This is a genomic window from Paenibacillus sp. JT22N1 (assembly GCF_059692155.1).
The window spans coordinates 18,019-38,922 of sequence record NZ_JCAUAW010000003.1 but is presented as its reverse complement, the minus strand read 5'-3'; the positions used below and the strand labels follow the sequence as shown (position 1 = coordinate 38,922).

Below are 20,904 nucleotides of genomic sequence, written 5' to 3'. Positions count from 1 at the left end.
TAACTCAAAGGAGGCTTCTTACAATGGCTACTGTACTTAAGGTATTTGATAAGTGGAAAGAGTTTTTGGCTGAACGTGTGAGTCAGGCTGGACATGCGGGGATGAGTGAGGAAACCATTTCTAAGCTCGCTTTTCAAATCGGTGAATTTCTGGCAAATAAGGTGGATCCCGAAAATGAACAAGAGCGAGTGCTCAAAGAGCTGTGGGATGCAGGGGATGAGCAAGAAAAGCTTACAATTGCCCGCCTCATGGTAAAATTAGTAGACAAAGGTTAATAACCGTTTTACAATTCAATAGGGTACTATGTGAAAGCCTCCTCTTTCGGAGGCTTTTGCACGCTTTATAAGGATGAAAGGAACTGTAACTTCATGGCAATCAAACGTTTTGCGCTTACATTATTGCTCTTATCTTTTATCGTAGCAGGGTGTGGAAATCGTGGAATTCCAACCATTAAGCAGGAATTGCTGGATAATAAATTATCTGTGTTAATGCTGACAGGAGCTAGTGTGTCTGAACCGGCTAAGCAGTCGGTAGGAAATGCGCTTCAGCAGTGGAGAGATGCTAATTTTATAGCCTTTGATTGGATCAAGGATTTGAATCAACTGGATGAAAGCGTTATAGCAAAGTTGAAAGCAAGCAAGTATGATTACATATATGTCATTGGTAATGAACTGTTTCCTTCTGCTAATGGGGTGATTGGACAAGGACTTTCGATGGGTAAGTGGACCTTATTACAAAGTCAGCTTGATACCAAAGGAATCACAAGTCAGGTAAATGAGCAAGCTTCGTTCTTACAAATTGATTCTCTTCAGATTGAGACCTTGAAAAATAAATGGATCCAAGACCTATTAGCACAAAACGTTCTCGTGGAGTGGGTGACTCGAAGTGATCGTCCCATTCCTTCTGCATGGGCACCTTCGGAGGAAGCGGATCATATCGTTTTGCTCGATAATAATGAACAGTGGTTTCAGCAGTTATCGTTCCAAACGAGGCAGCATCACTCCAGCACGATTATTTTCTATACACCAGTAGATGAGGCACAAGTACAGAAAGCTAAGTCTATCGGAGTATCGATTGTGGATATTACAGGAGCTGTATCGGCTGAACTTAACTGGGCCCAAATCTTGGACAATCGTCTCGCTATGATGAAAACCAGTTCATGGAAAAAAGGTGGTATGATTTACAATGAACAAGAGCTTAAAGAACTAAAAATGAAATAAATTCGTGAATTTTTACGCGATAAAAGAAGGACATTGACGCAAATTGTAGAAATTATTTGAATAGGTATCGACTTGTTCGTTACAGATATTGCGATGAGGTGGAAAGATTGGACGTTAAAGAATGGTATATGGAGTACAAAATTCACAAAAACCGTCCCGGCTTATTAGGGGATATTGCTTCCTTGATGGGGATGCTGGATATTAATATTGTAACCATTAATGGGGTAGAAGATCGTACACGTGGTATGCTTCTACAAACCAATGATGAAGAAAAAATTGACTTAATGGGTAAAATGTTAAGAAAAGTAGATAATATTACTATTACCGCTCTTAGACCCCCAAAGCTTGTTGATATTTTGGCTGTCCGTCATGGTCGGTATATTGAGCGTGATTCGGATGATCGCAAAACATTCCGTTTTACTCGTGATGAATTGGGGCTATTAGTTGATTTCCTTGGTGAGATTTTCAAACGAGAAGGGAACCAAGTTGTAGGTCTTCGCGGCATGCCGCGAGTGGGTAAAACGGAATCGATTATTGCAGGAAGTGTATGCGCAAACAAACGTTGGACTTTTGTTTCCTCTACGTTACTCAGACAAACCGTACGCAGCCAACTATCAGAAGATGAAATGACTCCAAATAATGTATATATTATTGATGGAATCGTATCCACTATACGTTCGAATGAGAAGCATTACAGCCTTTTACAGGACATTATGGGTATGCCTTCTACCAAGGTTATCGAGCATCCGGATATATTTATTAGGGAGTCGGAATACACATATAATCACTTCGATTATATTATTGAGCTGCGAAATAGCCCGGATGAAGAAATCAATTATGATTCATTTACGTATACGTCCGAACCTTTTTAATGTCTGTAACGTCATTAAATAAAAGAAGATCCTGCGAGGAGGTGACCATATGTCTGATCTAGGATACATTTTACGCAAAACACGCCTGGAAAAAAAGATCTCGCTTGACGATCTTCAAGAAGTTACGAAAATTCGTAAACGATACTTGGAAGCGATTGAAGAAGGAAACTACAAGGTTCTGCCTGGCAGCTTCTATGTACGTGCCTTTATTAAAAGCTACGCTGAAGCAGTTGGACTTGACCCTGCTGAAGTTTTGGGCATGTACCAAACGACGAACCCCTCCCCAGCTGTAGAGAAACCAGTTGTAGAAACGATTCGTAAAAATAGAACAAGTGTCCGTAATACCGAGAAATTGAGCCGCTGGGCTTCTGGTACGATGTTTGTCTGTTTCATTCTGCTTATATTCGGTATCGTATACTATTATACATACAAGAATTATAAGGGAACGCCAGCGGATGAAAAACCTTCTCAAACGCAATCTCCGAGAATCACAGATTCTACGAATCCTGCGACTGGCGCTGCTCCAAGTACGACAATGAATGCGTCCGGTGACGGTAAAGTGGCGCCTCTTGCGACTCCTACTCCAACACCGGTGCCGACACCAACGCCATCTGTTCAGGTTAAGTTTAGCAGCAGCGAGAAAGGTGTAGATAATTACACGATAACCGGTGCTTCCAATCTGAATATTCAGATGAAAATAACAGGTTCCTGTTGGATTCGTGTGGATTCTCTTACAGAGGCAGGCGGTAAAGAAATGCTTAGACAGAAACTTTACAAAGCCGGTGACACGGACTCTTTTGATTTAACTGGTTCTGCGTATTTAAATGTAGGTGCAGCCAGTGCTTTGGAGCTTACTGTGAATGGTACGATCGTTCCTGTCGGGGATACTCCAAACCCCAAGAGGGTACAGCTCAATTTGCAAAAAAACTAGCTTTTTGACGTTTCCTGCGCTTTCCCGGGTAATGAATAATACCAAGAGATATCCTAGGCCGAGAGGGCTTGGGATGTTTCTTTTTTTACGGCTTCTTGCTATAATGCTATTGTAATTTGATGGAAAGGATGTTTTGTCTAAGATGAGTTCAGAATGCTCGTTTGATATCGTATCCAAGGTGGATATGCAGGAACTAAACAACGCCATACAGCAGGCGGAAAAAGAGATCCTTACCCGCTTTGACTTTAAAGGTAGTAAAAGCAGCATTAAATTGGATAAGGACCAGCTTGTTGTCACCTCCGATGATGAGTTTAAGCTTCAGAATGTCCTTGATATTATGCACGCCAAAATGACGAAGCGCGGTATCTCGATTAAGAATCTCGAGTACAGTAAAGTAGAACCGGCGGCTGGTTCCACGGTAAGGCAGAAAATCAGCATGAAGCAAGGTGTCGATCAGGAGAACTCGAAAAAAATTAACATTCTAATTCGTGACTCCAAACTTAAAGTTAAGACGCAAATCCAAGGGGATCAAATCCGGGTAACCGGTAAGAGTCGAGATGATTTACAAGCCGTTATTGCCTTGCTGCGTAAGGCGGAAATTCCTCTTGATTTGCAATTTGTAAACTTGAAATAGGCATACATAAGATGTTCTTTGGAGAGCAGCCCCCTACATGTAGGGGGTTTTTACATTTTGACACCCTATAGGGCTTGTATTATACTGGTAGGGAGTGTTTTTTAGGACTATTGGAGGTTGTTTCTTTCATGACAGAAAAGGTTAAAGTAGTTACTCTCGGATGCGAAAAGAATTTGGTCGATTCCGAGATTATGTCAGGATTAATTCATGGCCGTGGTTTTCAGCTTGTTGAGAACAAGGAAGATGCCACTGTTATTATCGTGAACACTTGCGGGTTCATTGATGCAGCAAAAGAAGAATCCGTTAATACAATTTTGGATATGGCAGAACTAAAGCAAACAGCGAATCTCAAAGCGCTTATCGTATCAGGGTGTTTGACTCAACGCTACAAAAAGCAGTTGATGGAAGAAATGCCTGAGATAGATGGCATCGTGGGTACCGGAGATTTCGATAAAATCAACCATATCGTAGATGAAGCGCTTCGCGGAAAGAAACCGGTTCTTGTTGGGAATCCGGTGTTTAATTATGATGCGGACCTGCCAAGACTTATGACTACTCCTCGATATACAGCTTATGTGAAAATTGCAGAAGGCTGCGATAATGCATGTACATTCTGTAGTATTCCAATTATGCGAGGCAATTTCAAAAGCAGAAGTATGGAGTCCATTGTTGCGGAAGTAGCTAATCTTGCTGCACAAGGCGTTAAAGAGATTAGTCTAATCGCGCAGGATTCCACGAATTATGGAACAGATCTTTATGATGGTTTCATGCTGCCTACTTTGCTTAATAAGGTTAGTGAAGTGGAAGGCATCGAGTGGGTACGATTGCACTATGCTTACCCTGGATTCTTTAGCGATGAATTGATTGCTGTCATGGCATCTAATCCGAAGGTATGTAAGTATATTGATATGCCACTTCAACATAGTGAAGATTCAATTCTCAAACGGATGCGTAGACCTGGCCGCCAGAAGGATACGCGTGAACTTGTTCGGAAAATTCGTGAAGCGATTCCTGATGTTGCCCTACGCACATCACTCATTGTAGGTTTTCCAGGTGAAACTGAACAAGATTTTGAAAACTTAAAACAATTTGTTCGCGACATTCAGTTTGACCGTCTTGGTGTTTTTGCCTATTCCAAGGAAGATGATACGCCAGCAGCACGTTTGCCGGACCAAGTCCCTGATGATGTTAAAGAGTATCGAGCGAACGCGATTATGGAAATTCAGCGTGAAATCTCGAACCTGCGTGGCGGACGCCGCATCGGGCAAGAAATTGACGTGCTTATAGAAAGATACGATGGCAGAAGTGATGTATACATTGGACGTTCCCAATTTGATGCTCCTGAGATTGATGGAGAAGTATTCGTGTCAAATGCGAAGCTTAACATTGGTGAACTAGCTAAAGTTCGTATTACCCACTCTTATGAGTTTGACTTATCCGGGGAGGTAATTGCATGAACCTGGCCAACCGCATCACCGTGGCGAGGATTTTATTAGTACCTATCATCATGTTTTTTCTGTTGATTAAGGTGAAATTCCCTCATATACGGATAGAGGAATTTAGCATAACGTATAATCAAATTATTGCTGCTTTAATTTTCATTATTGCAGCGAGTACAGACAGTTTAGATGGTTACATTGCCAGAAAACGTAATCTTGTAACCAATTTGGGCAAGCTGCTTGATCCTTTAGCGGATAAGCTGCTAGTTACGGCTGTACTCGTCTCATTAGTGGAAATGGATAAAGTAGATGCTTGGATTGTCATCGTCATTATCAGTAGGGAGTGGGCTGTTACAGGACTTCGCCAAATTGCTCTATTGGAAGGTACCGTGATGGCGGCTAGCAAATGGGGAAAAGCGAAGACGGCAGCTCAAATTACAGCCATCATTGCTCTACTTATTAATAATTTTCCTTTTACGTTTATGCACTTCCCTTTTGATGTTATAGCTAGTTGGGCAGCAGCAATTATTACCGTGTATTCTGGTGTAGAGTACTTTGTAAAGAATAAGCATGTCATAGATTTTTCAGAAAAGGCATAATAGGGCATCCTATTGGTTTTTTCTACCACATAAGAAGGTATAAGTTTTCGGTTCCCGAAAACCGCTTTCTTATTGGCGATAAAACCTACCTCTAAACGCGGTCGCTCATCTTGAATGGCCTCGATAGAGGTTTTCTCATTTTAAGGAGGGAATTCGAGATGAAAGCAGAAATTATCGCTGTTGGAACGGAACTTTTACTAGGCCAAATTGTAAATACGAATGCACAATTTCTCTCCAGAGAATGTGCTGCGCTTGGCGTAGATATGTATTTCCAAACGGTCGTTGGTGATAATGAACAGAGATTGCTAGATAGCTTCAAATTAGCCGTTTCAAGGGCTGATGTCGTTATTTGTACAGGAGGTCTTGGACCTACGCAGGATGATTTGACCAAGGATGTGCTTGCTGCGTTTGTAGGCCGTGAATTGACTGTGCATGAGCCTTCAATGAAAACAATTACAGATATGTTCCAGTCACGCGGGATCCATATGGTGGAAAGCAACAGACGTCAAGCGATGATGATTGAGGGAAGCGATCCTTTGCATAACGAAACAGGGCTTGCCGTTGGTATTGCATTTACATACGAAGGGACACATTTTATTCTTCTACCAGGCCCGCCAAAAGAAATGAAGCCGATGTTCACCAAGTATGCGGCTCCTTGGTTGCGTGCACGGATGACTGTTGAGATTCCGCTTTATTCTAAAATGCTCAAATTTGCCGGCATCGGTGAATCTAACTTAGAACATCAATTACTTGATCTAATCCAAGCTCAAACGGACCCAACGATCGCTCCATATGCCAAAGAAAGCGAAGTGACGATTCGCTTAACAACGCGTGCACAGACAGCTTCAGAAGGTGAACGGAATCTTCAAGCGACTGAACTAGAGATTAGAAAGCGATTAGGAGAGCATCTCTATGCCGACCAAGATGTTCCCATCGAAACGATTGTACTGCAATTGCTTGGCGAGAAGAACCAGACACTTGCTGTGGCCGAAAGCTGTACAGGCGGCTTACTTAGTGATTTGGTTACAGCAGTGCCGGGGAGCTCCCAATCATTTCTTGGAGGAATTATTTGTTATTCTAATGCCTTGAAGCATAAGCTCCTCGGTGTTCCAATGGAAGTGCTAGAAGGGGAGGGTTCCCCAGGTGCCGTTAGCAGCGAGACAGCGACCCTCTTAGCGGAACAATTGATTACTGTGACCGGAAGTGACTTTGGACTATCAGTCACGGGTGTAGCGGGTCCAAGTCCGTCTGAAGGTAAGCCAGTAGGGCTTGTTTATATAGGTTTTGCTCAAAAAGACGCAGCAACAAGGGTAATTACTTTGCAGCTATCTGGTAATCGGGAGTCCATCAAGCAAAGAGCGGCCAAAAGCGCACTCTATCATTTATGGAAACAGTTGAAAGATAGCTAGAGTTCGCATATAATGAGACTAAGTGTTAACGGAAGAACCGTAGCAAAGCGATAACTTTGTTGCGGTTTTTTGTTTGTTCGCTAAAAAGTCGAATGTATGTTCGAAAAAATGCTTGGCAAACACCTGAAAACAAGTTATCATATACCTATAATGATAGAAGAAGGAAGTGAGTGTTTTGTCAGATCGTCGCGCAGCACTTGATAATGCTTTACGTCAAATTGAAAAACAGTTCGGAAAAGGCTCCATTATGAAGCTTGGAGAATCTACACATATGCAAGTTGAAACGATTTCATCCGGCTCTCTCGCGCTTGATATCGCTCTTGGAATAGGTGGTTTTCCACGCGGAAGAATTATTGAAGTATACGGACCCGAGTCTTCCGGTAAAACTACGGTAGCTTTACATGCTATCGCAGAAGTACAGAAGAATGGTGGACAAGCAGCTTTTATCGATGCGGAGCACGCATTGGATCCTTCTTATGCAAGCAAGCTTGGTATTAATATAGATGAGCTTCTACTCTCTCAGCCGGATACCGGTGAACAAGCACTTGAGATCGCTGAAGCACTAGTACGAAGTGGTGCTGTAGATATTATTGTTATTGACTCTGTGGCGGCATTAGTGCCTAAAGCAGAGATTGAAGGCGATATGGGTGATTCTCACGTGGGTCTGCAGGCTCGTTTGATGTCCCAAGCACTTCGTAAGCTGTCTGGTGCGATTAACAAGTCCAAAGTTATCGCGATTTTCATTAACCAATTACGTGAAAAAGTTGGCGTTATGTTCGGTAACCCAGAGACAACACCTGGTGGCCGTGCACTTAAGTTCTATTCATCCGTTCGACTAGATGTTCGTCGTGTGGAAACTATCAAACAGGGTAATGATATGGTTGGTAACCGCACAAGAATTAAAGTCGTTAAGAATAAAGTAGCTCCGCCGTTCAAACAAGCGGAAGTGGATATTATGTACGGTGAAGGAATTTCACGCGAAGGCAGTATTATTGATATCGGAACAGAGATGGATATCGTTAATAAAAGCGGAGCTTGGTATTCGTATGAAGGTGAGCGTCTTGGTCAAGGCCGTGAGAATTCGAAGCAGTTTTTGAAAGATAACAAAAGTATTTCGGAAACGATTGAATTGCGGATTCGAGAGAACAGTAATTTAATCAAAGCAGTCCCGCTTAATGTTGACGAAGAAGACGATGAGTTGGAACCGGATTTCGAATAAGTATAAATGAGCATACAAGAAAGCACCTTAAACCTAGTGTTAAGGTGCTTTCTTCATTGAAGGAGTTGGTTAGTTTTGAATAGTGAAGAGCAACAACCATTGTTAATCATCACCAAGGTTGAGAAACAGAAGCTTGGTAAGCATCGATACAATATATTTCTAAATGATGAATATGCATTCTCGGTTCATGAAGACATTTTAATCAAGCATCGGTTAAATAAAGGGGAAACCATACATCTACAAGAAATCGAAAGTATAACGCTTGATGAGGAACAGAATATGGCTTATATAAAGGCAATAAACATGATAGGCAGACGACCTCATTCATTAAGTGAAGTAAAACGTAAGCTGAAAGAGAAAGGATTCGAAGTGCCTATTATTGCATGGGCATGTGAGAAGCTAGTCCAGCAAAATTATATCAATGATGAGGAATTTGCGAAAATGTGGACAGATAATCGCATTATTTCGCAGCGAAAAGGTCGTAATCTCATACGACAGGAGCTCCAACAAAGAGGCATTGATAAAGAATTGGTCAAAAATGCTATGGAGACTATCGATCCCGAAGATGAGTATACGGGGGCGATGAAGCTGGGCCAAACGAAATGGAAGCAAACCTCAGGCAAGACAATGGATCGTAAAAGAAAGACGGGAGCTTTTCTAATGCGGAGAGGTTATACGGGCTCTATTGTCAACAAGGTTTTGGGGGTATTAAGCAGTGAATCGAGTGAAGAGGAATTTGAAACCTCAGATGATCCATTTGATTGTTAATGTCATTAATTATATGTCAAATTAGTTAACGGCATTAAGTGTTGTGTAAGTGCTGGAAATACTTATTCCGTCATCTTAGGGACATTCGCTTGACAAGCTTCTTCGACAAAAGATAAAATAACAGTGTATATTTTCATAATGTATTCAAAATCATACTCAATTCATTGATTTTGAGGGGACAGATGTAGAAACCGCCAATTTTTACACTGTTGATTATGGATTATTAGCACTATAGTGCCTCTAACGCACGGTGCGCATTCATTTAAAAGCCATACTCTTAATAAGTAGGGTATGTATGACTAGTCAAACAATTAAAAATCGGATTAAAAAACCGAAGGGAATCCCCAGGCTAACACCTTGGAGAAACCAACGAGGAGGTGAACAAGATGATGTCATTCATCTGGATCGCGATCATTCTCATTGTTGGAGCTGCATGCTTAGGGATTGGTTATTTTATCCGTAAATCTCTTGCAGAAGCGAAAATTTCCAGTGCTGAAACAGCCGCTGAACAGATTAGAGAATCTGCCAAGAAGGAAGCAGAAGCACTGAAAAAAGAAACGGTTCTGGAAGCAAAGGACGAAGTGCATAAACTGAGGTCCGAAGCTGAAAAAGACATTCGTGAACGTCGAAATGAAATTCAACGACAAGAAAGACGATTGTTGCAAAAAGAGGAATCGCTGGATAAAAAATTAGAATCTCTCGAGCGTAAAGAAGAGCAAGTTGCCAACAAAGAGAAGCGGATCGAGGATACACAATCACAAATTGATCAGCTTTATAAAAGTCAAGTTTCGGAGTTAGAGCGAATTTCTGGTCTTACAATGGATGAAGCTAAGAGTATCATTCTTACAAATGTAGAACAGGAAGTTCGTCACGAAACCGCACAGCTTATTAAAGAAATCGAACAGCAAGCCAAAGAAGAAGGCGATAAGAAAGCCCGTGAAATCATCACGCTCGCCATTCAACGTTGTGCTGCAGATCATGTTGCTGAAACAACCGTTTCAGTTGTATCACTGCCAAATGAAGAAATGAAAGGCCGAATCATCGGTCGTGAAGGACGTAATATTCGCGCACTGGAAACATTGACGGGTATCGACCTTATCATTGATGATACGCCAGAAGCAGTTATTTTATCAGGATTTGATCCAATCCGACGCGAAATTGCTCGTACATCTTTAGAAAAGCTTGTTGCTGATGGACGTATTCATCCAGCACGCATTGAAGAGATGGTTGAGAAATCCCGTAAAGAAGTGGACGAACGTATCCGCGAATATGGGGAGCAAGCCACGTTTGAGGTTGGTGTTCACGGATTGCATCCTGACTTGATCAAAATTTTGGGTCGCTTAAAATTCAGAACAAGTTACGGTCAAAACGTGTTGAAACATTCCATGGAAGTAGCTTATCTGGCTGGTCTGATGGCCGGGGAGCTCGGGGTAGACGTAACTTTGGCGAAACGTGCCGGGCTGCTTCATGACATCGGTAAGGCGCTAGACCACGAGGTTGAAGGATCTCATGTGGAAATCGGTGTTGAGATTGGTAAGAAGTACAAGGAGCATCCAGTCGTTATTAATAGTATTGCTTCGCATCACGGTGACGTGGAAGCAACCTCTGTTATTGCGATGTTAGTAGGAGCTGCAGATGCTTTATCCGCAGCAAGACCTGGAGCACGCAGAGAGACGCTCGAAACGTATATTAAACGTCTGGAGAAACTTGAAGAAATTTCGGAATCCTTCGAAGGTGTTGAGAAATCATACGCCATTCAAGCAGGTCGCGAAGTACGCGTAATGGTTCAGCCGGAGAAAGTGGATGATACCGAAGCGTTCCGTCTAGCCCGCGATATTACGAAGAAAATCGAGAGTGAACTCGATTATCCAGGACATATTAAGGTTACGGTTATTCGTGAAACAAGGGCTGTTGAATACGCTAAATAAGATACCAATGCGAAAAGTGGCTGATATAGCCACTTTTCCTTATTTTCAGGCTGGTCATTGCATTCATCAATTGCTGGCCTTTGCATCTATTGTTTATAAAGGAGCTATTAATTTGTTATGAAAATTGTATTTATTGGAGATATTGTAGGATCTGTTGGAAGAAAAGCGTTGAAAAATATTATGCCTAGATTAAAACAAGCTCATCCTCACGCAGTGTTCATTGCTAATGGTGAGAATGCGGCTGCTGGGAAAGGTATTACATCGGCTATTGCTAAAGAAATCTATGAGATGGGCATTCAGGCTCTGACGATGGGTAATCATACATGGGACCAGAAAGAGATTTTTGATTTCATTGATCGTGACGAGAAGATGGTTCGACCCGCTAACTTTCCTCCTGGAACACCGGGTAGAGGACATACGGTCATTAAGGTCAAGGATCAGGAATTACTGATCATTAATTTGCAAGGACGCACATTCTTACCGCCGATTGATTGTCCCTTTCGTAAAGTGGACGAAATTCTTGAAGCAGATAAGAAGAAACATAAATTTGTATTTGTTGATTTCCATGCGGAAGCAACCTCTGAGAAAATTGCTATGGGTTGGCATTTGGATGGAAAAGTATCAGCAGTTGTCGGCACTCATACACATGTACAAACGAATGATAACCGTGTTTTGCCGCAAGGAACAGCTTATGTAACCGATGTAGGGATGGTAGGGCCGCGTGATGGTATTCTTGGCGTTGAGCGTAATGCTGTACTGCAAAAGTTCAAAACACAGCTTCCAGTTCGATTCGTAACGGATGAAGGCAAATGGCATTTCCATGCTGTTGTGATTGAATTGAACGATCAGACAGGTTTGGCAAAAGGAATTAACCTTATCCGCTATGATGAAGATCAAGTTTTCATGGATTAGCAGATAATTCCAAATTTTGTGAACATTTAAATTGGATACGATAGCATGTTTGTTCAACCTTGAGAATATGATGGGTAATGGAATCTATCCATCATTCCCGAGGAGGTACTATTCATGGATGTATTAAAAGTTTCAGCAAAGTCCAATCCAAACTCCGTAGCAGGTGCATTGGCAGGTGTGTTGCGTGAGCGTGGAGCTGCTGAGCTCCAAGCTATAGGTGCAGGCGCCTTAAACCAAGCCATCAAAGCAGTAGCTATCGCAAGAGGATTTGTGGCGCCCAGTGGAGTTGACTTAATTTGTGTACCAGCCTTCACAGACATCGTGATTGACGGGGAAGATCGGACGGCCATTAAACTTATTGTAGAGCCAAGGTAATACACCGTACCATACTAAAATAACTAGCCTGTTTACCTAGTAGACAGGTTTTTCACAATTCCTAACAAACCTCTGCTTAGGGGTTTTTGTGTTGTCTATAAGATGGTGTATAGGAGGCTGCTAGGATGAGAATAATGGATGGTCACTGCGATGCGCTTACGAAATTGTATATGAACCCCAAGCTGGACTTCGATAAGGAGGAGCAGGAGTTGGATGTTAGTTATCCAAGGCTTAAGCAAGCAGGAGTAAAAGTTCAGTGTTTTGCCATCTATTTATCAGACTCCATTCAGCAGCCTACATTCGATCATATTTTGCAAATGATTGATTTATTTCATCGGAAAATTGTTCGTCATCCAGGAATGAAATTTATTCAGAATGTAGAAGACTGGCGTGCTGTTGAAGCAGGGGAGCAGATTGGAGCTATTCTCACTCTTGAAGGATTAGATGCTTTAGCTGGTAACATGACGCATTTAAGGATTCTTCAGCACCTAGGTGTTAGAAGTATTGGTTTGACTTGGAACTATGCAAATTGGGCTGCGGATGGTGTTATGGAGCCGCGTAAAAGTGGTTTTACAAGAAAAGGCAAACTGATGTTAAAAGAATTAGAAACTATGGGTATAATAGCAGATGTATCACATTTATCAGTTGCGGCGTTCTGGGAATTGGTTGAGGTGTATGCTAAACCATTTATTGCATCCCATTCGAATGCTCAAAAAGTTTGTCCTCATCCAAGAAATTTATCAGATGATCAAATCAAAGCTATCATCAAGTGTCAAGGACTGATCGGGATTACGTTTGTTCCTTACTTTGTAGATAGCGCTAATTTAGCTGTTCCCATTACGGCACTGCTAAAGCATATTGATCATGTTTGTTCATTGGGTGGGGAAGGGCATATTGGCTTTGGATCGGATTTTGATGGGATTGAGCAATGGATGAAAGGTTTGAGACATGTCGGTCAATACGGAAATATAATAGAAGCTTTATGTAAAAACTATAAGGAAACACAAGTGGAGGCATTCCTCTATGGAAATTGGCGGAATTTCATGCTTACCAATCTTCCGAAATGAAAGTTGGGAATCATTCTAATATTGATATGGATTCGATCTAAAAACTCTATGTTTTAGAATCGTTTAAACCCCTTGCAATTTGCTCTGTAAAGGCATAGAATTTGGATGACAAGTGAAAGAAAATTTTTATAGCGTTATCTTAAATTTCTACAAATTAGCTTTTTTAGGTCTTCATGCAGCTACAATCAAAAGGAGTGGACGTACGGTGATTAGTCAGTTATCTTGGAAAATCGGAGGTCAGCAGGGTGAAGGGGTCGAAAGTACAGACCGCATTTTCTCTACTGCATTGAACCGTCTCGGTTACTATTTGTATGGGTACCGTCATTTCTCTTCACGGATTAAGGGGGGACATACAAATAACAAGATTCGCATCAGCACTAAACCGATTCGAGCAATTTCAGACGATTTAGACATTCTGGTCGCTTTCGACCAAGAGAGTATCGATTTTAATGCACACGAACTTCGTGATAACGGTGTTATCGTTGCAGATGCTAAGTTTAACCCCGTTTTACCTGAAGGAATTAAAGCACGTTTGTTTCCAGTTCCAATTACTGCGATTGCAGAAGAACTAGGAACTTCCTTATTTAAGAACATGGCCGCATCAGGCGCTTCGTGGGCATTGCTCGGTTTGCCGCTTGACGTGTTTAATAAAGCTGTTGAAGAAGAATTTGGTCGTAAAGGCGCAGCTGTTGTAGAAAAAAATATTGAAGCTGTTCGTAAAGGTGCAGAATCCGTCCTAGAATTGGCCGGTGGACCTATTGCTGACTTCCAATTGGAACCAGCTGACGGCAATCAAAAATTGTTCATGATCGGTAACGATGCCATCGCTCTTGGAGCTGTAGCAGCAGGTTGCCGCTTTATGCCAGCTTACCCAATTACACCAGCGTCTGAAGTTATGGAATACTTGCAAAAAGCACTTCCTAAATTGGGCGGAACTGTTATCCAAACGGAAGATGAAATTGCAGCATGTACAATGGCTATCGGCGCTAACTACGCAGGTGCTCGTGCACTTACAGCTTCTGCTGGTCCTGGTCTATCTTTGATGATGGAAGCCATTGGTCTGGCTGGTATGACTGAAACACCTGTTGTTATCGTAGATACACAACGTGGTGGTCCAAGTACGGGTCTTCCGACGAAACAAGAACAATCCGACTTGAACGCAATGGTATACGGTACACACGGTGAAATCCCGAAAATCGTTCTATCCCCTAGCACGATTGAAGAATGCTTCTATGATACGATTGAAGCTTTCAACCTTGCTGAGAAATATCAAGTTCCAGTCATTCTGATGACGGACCTACAGCTTTCCCTGGGTAAACAATCTGCAGAGATGCTAGATTACAACCGCATTGTGATTGACCGAGGAGCGCTAGTATCAGAAGCTCCTGAACAAGAAGCGAATCAATTGTTCAAACGTTATGAGTTCACTGAGAACGGTGTTTCACCGCGTGTCATTCCTGGCGTGAAGCATGGTATTCACCATGTTACAGGTGTTGAGCATGACCAAACAGGTCGTCCTTCGGAAAGCACTGAAAACCGCCAACGTATGATGGATAAACGTCTTGAGAAGCTAAAACACATACAAGTAACAGATGCCATTAAATTCGACGCACCTCATGAGAATCCAGATCTTCTGATTATCGGAATGGGTTCAACTGGCGGAACGATCGATGAAGCAAGAAGTCGCGTTGAACTAGAAGGAATTAAGACAAATCACGCTACAGTGCGTTTGATTCATCCGTTCCCTGCAGAGCAGCTTAGACCTCTTGTTGAAAAAGCGAAAACAGTTATCGTTGTTGAAAACAACGCAACTGGACAATTAGCAGATCAAATTAAACTGCATGTTGGTCATGCAGATAAAATTAAAAATGTTCTTAAATACAACGGTAACCCGTTCTTGCCAGCAGAAATTGAACAAAAATGTAAGGAGTTGACTTTAGCATGGCAACATTAAAAGATTTCCGTAACAATGTAAAGCCTAACTGGTGTCCAGGTTGCGGAGACTTCTCCGTACAAGCGGCAATTCAGCGTGCAGCAGCTAATGTTGGTTTAGAGCCTGAAGGCTTAGCAATCGTATCTGGTATCGGCTGTTCCGGTCGTATCTCTGGTTACATCAACGCTTATGGTTTCCACGGTATTCACGGTAGATCTTTGCCAATCGCACAAGGTGTGAAAATGGCTAACCGTGATTTGACTGTTATCGCTTCAGGCGGTGACGGCGACGGCTTCGCAATCGGTATGGGACATACTGTACATGCGATTCGTCGTAACATTGATGTAACGTACATCGTTATGGATAACCAAATCTACGGTTTGACAAAAGGTCAAGCATCCCCACGTAGTGCGGAAGGTTTCAAAACGAAAAGTGTGCCATCAGGTACAATTGAGTCTGCGATCTCGCCTTTAGAAGTTGCGATGGCTGCCGGTGCTTCTTTCGTAGCACAATCATTCTCCAGTAACTTGAAACAGTTAACGGCTGTTATCGAAGCTGGTTTGAATCACAAAGGTTTCTCTTTGATTAACGTGTTTAGCCCATGCGTAACTTTCAATAAAGTAAACACGTATGACTGGTTCAAAGAGAACATCGTGGATCTGGATGAAATTCAGGATTACGATTATACGAATCGCGTGATGGCAATGACCAAAATCATGGAAACAAACTCCATGTTGACGGGTATTATCTATCAAAACAAAGAGAAAAAGAGTTATGAAGATTCCATTCCAAGCTTTGCTAAAGAAGGACTTTCGAAACAAGACCTTAAGCTTTCAGAAGCTGATTTCAGCAAAATGCTTACTGAATTCAAATAATAGTTACACCTTTGAGGGCATATGGAGATTTTCCGTATGCCTTTTTTGCTGAGCGGCAATACTGGCTACTATCACAAAAGGTAAAGGATGGTTACTATGAAAACAGTCCCGGTAGGGGTTTCAGCTAGACATATACATCTATCTCCCGCTCATATTGATATATTATTTGGCCTGGGTTATGAATTGACGACGTTTAAGGATCTCTCACAACCAGGACAATTTGCGGCTCAAGAAACGGTCGCGATTGTTGGACCCAAATGTATGATCGAGAAAGTACGTATTCTTGGACCTTCACGACCTAATACACAAATCGAGGTATCTCGAACGGATGCTTTTTCTTTAGGGATAAACCCGCCGGTACGTGAATCCGGACAGATAGAGCACACTCCTGGCCTCCGTGTCATTGGTCCAAAGGGAGAGGTAGATTTGGAGAAAGGCGTAATTGTCGCGGCAAGACATATTCACTTTCATACTTCGGATGCTGAGAAATGGGGCATTCAAGATAAACAGCTTCTGCGTGTCAAAGTGAATGGAGAACGACCTTTAATTTTCGAGAATGTCATTGCGCGTGTATCTGATAACTATGCATTAGACATGCACATTGACACGGATGAGGGGAATGCTGCTGGTGTGAAAACTGGCGATTTAGCTGAACTAATCGATTAATTCTGTAAGTAAATATTCATATATATGTTAATTTCCTTTTGTACTATGCAGGCTTGAGATGCTATAATAAAAGTTGCGTCAGTTTACCAGCAAAACTCAGTTAACGCTTATGAAGTAAGTTTTCTATGAAAACTCTGCTTATGCTTACGAAGTTAGTTTTGCTAAAGCAAAACCTTTAGGAGGAAAGAAAGTGGCTAACCAAGTGAAATCCGACAAGGATTATTCCCAATATTTTCAGCCTCCTTCACTGACAGATGCAAAGAAGCGCGGAAAAGAAGAGATCGCCGTACACTATGACTTCACCATTCCTGAGGACATGCAGGAGTTCGGCAAAGATAAATATTATTTGATTCGCACTTACGGATGTCAGATGAATGAGCATGATACAGAAGTAATGAAGGGTTTACTCGAGCAAATGGGCTATCAAACGACAGAGGACAAGTACCAAGCAGATGTTATACTGCTCAACACTTGTGCGATTCGGGAGAATGCCGAAGACAAGGTGTTCGGTGAGCTCGGACATTTAAAGGCACTGAAAGCACAGAAACCAGGCCTTGTTCTTGGTGTTTGTGGTTGTATGTCGCAGGAAGAAGCGGTCGTTAATCGAATTATGCAAAAGCATGCTTTTGTAGATTTGATTTTCGGAACGCACAATATTCATCGACTACCGACCTTATTGAAGGATGCCTTCTATAACAAGGAAATGGTCGTTGAGGTCTGGTCCAAAGAAGGCGATATCATTGAGAATTTACCAAAAAAGCGTGAAGGTATCCGTGCTTGGGTGAACATCATGTTCGGCTGCGATAAGTTCTGTACATACTGTATAGTTCCTTATACTCGGGGTAAAGAGAGAAGTCGCCGTCCACAAGATGTGCTTGCTGAAGTTAGAGACTTGGCTCGTCAAGGGTTTCAGGAAATTACGCTGCTTGGACAGAATGTCAATGCCTATGGTAAAGATTTTGAGGATATTACGTATTCTTTCGCTGATTTAATGGACGATATTCGTAAAATTGATGTGCCACGTATTCGCTTTACTACCTCGCATCCAAGAGATTTTGATGATCGCTTGATTGAAGTACTAGGTAAACGCGGTAATCTTGTAGAGCATATACATCTACCAGTTCAATCGGGCAATACCGAGGTTCTGAAAAGAATGAGTAGAAAATATTCCAGAGATCATTATTTACAGCTGGCCAGTAAAATTAAAGAAACGATGCCCGATGTCGTTCTGACAACAGATATTATTGTTGGTTTTCCAGGTGAAACGGATGAGCAGTTCGATGAGACCATGTCTCTTTATGAGGAAGTAGGCTTCGATTTCGCGTTTACATTTATTTATTCGCCGCGAGAAGGTACGCCTGCTGCCGATATGGAAGACAATGTACCAATGGAAGTAAAGAAACAACGTCTTTATCGCTTGAATGAGCTAGTAAATAAACACAGTAAAGCGAGCAACGAGAGATTGTTAGGACAGACCGTTGAAGTGCTTGTTGAAGGCGAAAGTAAGAATAATGCTGATGTACTAGCTGGTCGCACGCGGACGAATAAATTGATCCATTTTACTGGCGACAAATCTTTAGTTGGTCAAATGGTTGAAGTGGAAGTGACGCATGCACAAACTTGGATTTTGAAGGGTGAGATTGTACACAAACCCATGAAAATGTCCATTTAATTTGAAGCTGAAACAGATAGGAGCGTGTTTAGAAGTGTCTCAATGTGATCACAAACATAACGATAATGAGCCTCATGCTTTTAAAGTAGAGGAGTTTACAAATACGGAAATGATCGTACGCGAAGATATTTTAACCAAAGCCAAGGAATTGGCTGAATTGTTAACTACTTCGAATGAGGTGCAGTTTTATCAAAAGGCTGAGAAGCAAATCGCTACGAATCCGGATATTCAAGTGCTAATTGGTGCGATCAAAAAGAAGCAGAAGGAAGTCGTTGCTTTCGAGACTTTCCAAAATGCTAAAATGATCGAGAAAATTGAGAATGAGATTGAAGTGCTGCAGGATCAATTAGATGAGATTCCGATTGTGAATGAATTCAAGCAAACACAAGAGGACATCAACTATTTATTGCAGCTTGTTATGTCGGTTATTCGTGATACGATTTCGGATAAAATTAATGTAGAAGCAGGCACGGCGGAAGCTCCGACATCTTGCGATTAAGATAACATCCTTTGGGAATTAGAAAATCGCCCTCTACTCAGGCTTATCGCTTGAAATGAGTGGCGATTTTTTCCCAAAAGGGCAGCTTATGAAATGAGTCTTTCTATCGGAAAGACAGAAGAATAGACTTACTCGAAGGAGACATAGCCATGCTTACAGTTCGTAATTTAAGTAAAGTATATCCTCCGGACAATGAGGTACTTTCACAAGTGAGCTTTCAAGTAGATGAAGGCGAATTCATTGCGGTTATTGGGAGCAGTGGAAGTGGGAAAACCACATTATTGCGCTGTATCAGTCATCAAGAGAAATGGACTAGTGGTCAGCTGATCTATAACTCCAATGATATCTCGAAGCCAGGTCCATTCGAACGCTTCAAATTAGGTAGAGATTTTGCATTTCTTGAAGAAAAGCCTGCTTTGAATCGAAATAAAAGCGCTGTCAAGAATGTTATGATGGGTCGTGTCTATCAAACACCTTTGCGTATTTTGACTGGCATGACTTCAAGAGATGAGCATGTGGACAGCATGGATTATTTGGAAAAAGTGGGTTTGCTTGATAAGGGAGAGAAGAAGGTTGGTCAGCTAAGCGGCGGTGAGCAGCAGCGCGTTGCTATTGCTAAAGCGCTTATACTAGGACCAAAGGTGCTTGTCGCCGATGAACCTGTGTCTGGTCTTGATCCGAAATCAACGGAATATATCTTGCAGGATTTGAAATCGCTTTGCAAAGATCGAAATATGAGCGTCATTGCTACTCTACACCAAGTTGAACTTGCGGAGAGATATGCCACTCGTATTTGGGGACTTTCTGAAGGTAAAATTGTGCTGGATATTCCAGCAAGGTCGCTCACCATGCGTGAAAAAAAGCTCATCTTTGGTGAAGTATGATCCAGGTCTTATTCGTTTGCTTAGGAAATATATGTCGGTCTCCCATGGCTGAAGCTGTTTTTCGTCATCAGGTAAAAAAAGCGGGTCTCGATGCTGTAATTACTATTGATTCTGCCGGAACTGGTGATTGGCACATTGGACATCCCCCACATCAAGGAACTAGGGACATATTGGATCAGTATCAGATTAATCATGAGGGCCTAAAAGCAAGGCAAGTTAGGTCCGATGACTTTGTTCAATATACATATATTATTGCGATGGATGAGAGTAATGTAACTAATCTGGCATCTTTTGCTCCTGCTTTCGTTGAAGGTGAGAAACGAGCTTCTATTCATAAATTGCTGGATTTTGCACCTGATCGTGCCAATAAAGATGTTCCAGACCCTTATTACACGGGTAATTTTCAAGAGGTGTACGAGATGGTCGAAGAGAGCTGCGAACGCTTACTAGCCTTTATCATCGAGAAAGAAAAGATGTAAGATGATCCCTTATGAAATAAAAAAAGCAAGTGTGAGAAAAGATTCTTTTCTTTTCACCCTTGCTTTTTTCCTTTTGAGGAGTTCTAAAATATAGTTATACCGATGCGCTGCATATATTCAGATATGGCTTTGAGCATACTCGGATGGATGGGAATAATGACATCGGTTGGCCCTATTTCGAACAGCCCGCTGCGGTTATGGACGGTAGCTGCTTGGACATAAATGCGGAAGTAATCAGAACCAGGTGCTACATGGGTGAATTCTCGATTGGCTGATCGCGAGTTTACGAAGGTGACGGCTTTGAAAGCTGAATGATCGTATGGAATAATGCTAATTATATGTTCCAACTTGAAATAATAATTAATGTGAGGTTTGTGAAGGATCAACTCTTTGGAAGAGACAGTAAGACCGAAATCCCTCTTTTTATGAGACATTTTTAAGTCGCCCTCAAGTGATTTAATCGGAATGAAATCTGAATTCATAGTAAAGCCCTCCTTACCAGTCATGATGACCGCTAGTCTTA

General features: G+C 41.9%; 22 protein-coding genes. 21 read left to right on the top strand and 1 reads right to left on the bottom strand.

Going from position 1 to position 20,904, the window contains the following annotated elements; translation table 11 throughout:
• Window positions 1–23: 23 nt before the first annotated feature.
• From AC58UU_RS06455 to AC58UU_RS06355, 21 genes are all read left to right on the top strand, one after another.
• Window positions 24–275, top strand: coding sequence for a DUF3243 domain-containing protein (locus AC58UU_RS06455; protein ID WP_047672971.1), 252 nt, complete (start codon window positions 24–26; stop codon window positions 273–275).
• A 93-nt stretch (window positions 276–368) separates the two neighbouring features.
• Window positions 369–1,220, top strand: coding sequence for a hypothetical protein (locus AC58UU_RS06450; RefSeq protein ID WP_497314074.1), 852 nt, complete (start codon window positions 369–371; stop codon window positions 1,218–1,220).
• Between the two features lie 128 nt (window positions 1,221–1,348).
• On the top strand, window positions 1,349–2,092 hold the full coding sequence (locus tag AC58UU_RS06445) for a DUF3388 domain-containing protein (RefSeq protein WP_373291262.1): 744 nt from the start codon (window positions 1,349–1,351) through the stop codon (window positions 2,090–2,092).
• Between the two features lie 49 nt (window positions 2,093–2,141).
• The gene (locus AC58UU_RS06440; RefSeq protein ID WP_497314072.1) at window positions 2,142–3,023 is read left to right on the top strand and encodes a helix-turn-helix domain-containing protein; all 882 of its coding nucleotides are present in this window, start codon (window positions 2,142–2,144) and stop codon (window positions 3,021–3,023) included.
• Window positions 3,024–3,165: 142 nt separating this feature from the next.
• Complete coding sequence (locus tag AC58UU_RS06435) at window positions 3,166–3,657, top strand: YajQ family cyclic di-GMP-binding protein (protein WP_047672977.1); 492 nt, start codon at window positions 3,166–3,168, stop codon at window positions 3,655–3,657.
• A gap of 128 nt (window positions 3,658–3,785) precedes the next feature.
• Window positions 3,786–5,114 (top strand): 30S ribosomal protein S12 methylthiotransferase RimO, encoded by a 1,329-nt coding sequence (gene rimO / locus AC58UU_RS06430; protein WP_171688220.1) that lies wholly within the window; start codon window positions 3,786–3,788, stop codon window positions 5,112–5,114.
• Window positions 5,111–5,695, top strand: coding sequence for a CDP-diacylglycerol--glycerol-3-phosphate 3-phosphatidyltransferase (gene pgsA, locus AC58UU_RS06425; RefSeq protein ID WP_497314070.1), 585 nt, complete (start codon window positions 5,111–5,113; stop codon window positions 5,693–5,695). Before rimO ends, pgsA begins: the two co-directional genes overlap by 4 nt.
• A gap of 158 nt (window positions 5,696–5,853) precedes the next feature.
• Window positions 5,854–7,104 (top strand): competence/damage-inducible protein A, encoded by a 1,251-nt coding sequence (locus AC58UU_RS06420; protein ID WP_497314068.1) that lies wholly within the window; start codon window positions 5,854–5,856, stop codon window positions 7,102–7,104.
• 175 nt (window positions 7,105–7,279) lie between these two features.
• A complete protein-coding gene (recA, locus tag AC58UU_RS06415) occupies window positions 7,280–8,323 on the top strand; it encodes a recombinase RecA (protein ID WP_047672987.1) in 1,044 nt (347 codons plus the stop codon).
• A gap of 75 nt (window positions 8,324–8,398) precedes the next feature.
• Complete coding sequence (locus AC58UU_RS06410) at window positions 8,399–9,091, top strand: regulatory protein RecX (protein WP_497314066.1); 693 nt, start codon at window positions 8,399–8,401, stop codon at window positions 9,089–9,091.
• A 386-nt stretch (window positions 9,092–9,477) separates the two neighbouring features.
• On the top strand, window positions 9,478–11,019 hold the full coding sequence (gene rny / locus AC58UU_RS06405; RefSeq protein ID WP_307443427.1) for a ribonuclease Y: 1,542 nt from the start codon (window positions 9,478–9,480) through the stop codon (window positions 11,017–11,019).
• Window positions 11,020–11,136: 117 nt separating this feature from the next.
• Window positions 11,137–11,931, top strand: coding sequence for a TIGR00282 family metallophosphoesterase (locus tag AC58UU_RS06400; protein ID WP_057301498.1), 795 nt, complete (start codon window positions 11,137–11,139; stop codon window positions 11,929–11,931).
• Window positions 11,932–12,045: 114 nt separating this feature from the next.
• Window positions 12,046–12,306 carry a stage V sporulation protein S gene (locus AC58UU_RS06395; RefSeq protein WP_028558349.1) on the top strand — a complete coding sequence of 87 codons (261 nt, stop codon included), beginning with the start codon at window positions 12,046–12,048 and terminating at the stop codon, window positions 12,304–12,306.
• A gap of 125 nt (window positions 12,307–12,431) precedes the next feature.
• The gene (locus AC58UU_RS06390) at window positions 12,432–13,373 is read left to right on the top strand and encodes a dipeptidase (protein ID WP_497314063.1); all 942 of its coding nucleotides are present in this window, start codon (window positions 12,432–12,434) and stop codon (window positions 13,371–13,373) included.
• Window positions 13,374–13,578: 205 nt separating this feature from the next.
• Window positions 13,579–15,327 carry a 2-oxoacid:acceptor oxidoreductase subunit alpha gene (locus tag AC58UU_RS06385; protein ID WP_307443420.1) on the top strand — a complete coding sequence of 583 codons (1,749 nt, stop codon included), beginning with the start codon at window positions 13,579–13,581 and terminating at the stop codon, window positions 15,325–15,327.
• Window positions 15,315–16,181, top strand: coding sequence for a 2-oxoacid:ferredoxin oxidoreductase subunit beta (locus tag AC58UU_RS06380; protein ID WP_497314061.1), 867 nt, complete (start codon window positions 15,315–15,317; stop codon window positions 16,179–16,181). Before AC58UU_RS06385 ends, AC58UU_RS06380 begins: the two co-directional genes overlap by 13 nt.
• A 96-nt stretch (window positions 16,182–16,277) precedes the next feature.
• Window positions 16,278–16,847, top strand: a complete 570-nt coding sequence (gene pduL / locus AC58UU_RS06375) for a phosphate propanoyltransferase (RefSeq protein ID WP_497314059.1) — start codon at window positions 16,278–16,280, stop codon at window positions 16,845–16,847.
• A gap of 202 nt (window positions 16,848–17,049) precedes the next feature.
• Entirely contained in the window at window positions 17,050–18,519 is a 1,470-nt protein-coding gene (miaB, locus tag AC58UU_RS06370; protein ID WP_497314880.1) for a tRNA (N6-isopentenyl adenosine(37)-C2)-methylthiotransferase MiaB, read from the top strand.
• A gap of 109 nt (window positions 18,520–18,628) precedes the next feature.
• On the top strand, window positions 18,629–19,018 hold the full coding sequence (locus AC58UU_RS06365) for a YlbF/YmcA family competence regulator (RefSeq protein WP_307449832.1): 390 nt from the start codon (window positions 18,629–18,631) through the stop codon (window positions 19,016–19,018).
• 149 nt (window positions 19,019–19,167) lie between these two features.
• Window positions 19,168–19,902 (top strand): phosphonate ABC transporter ATP-binding protein, encoded by a 735-nt coding sequence (locus AC58UU_RS06360; protein ID WP_497314058.1) that lies wholly within the window; start codon window positions 19,168–19,170, stop codon window positions 19,900–19,902.
• A complete protein-coding gene (locus AC58UU_RS06355) occupies window positions 19,899–20,381 on the top strand; it encodes a low molecular weight protein-tyrosine-phosphatase (protein ID WP_497314056.1) in 483 nt (160 codons plus the stop codon). The genes AC58UU_RS06360 and AC58UU_RS06355 overlap by 4 nt, the downstream gene beginning before the upstream one ends.
• An 83-nt stretch (window positions 20,382–20,464) precedes the next feature.
• Here AC58UU_RS06355 and AC58UU_RS06350 read toward each other — a convergent pair whose 3' ends face one another.
• Entirely contained in the window at window positions 20,465–20,863 is a 399-nt protein-coding gene (locus tag AC58UU_RS06350; protein WP_497314055.1) for a hypothetical protein, read from the bottom strand.
• Window positions 20,864–20,904 lie beyond the last annotated feature (41 nt).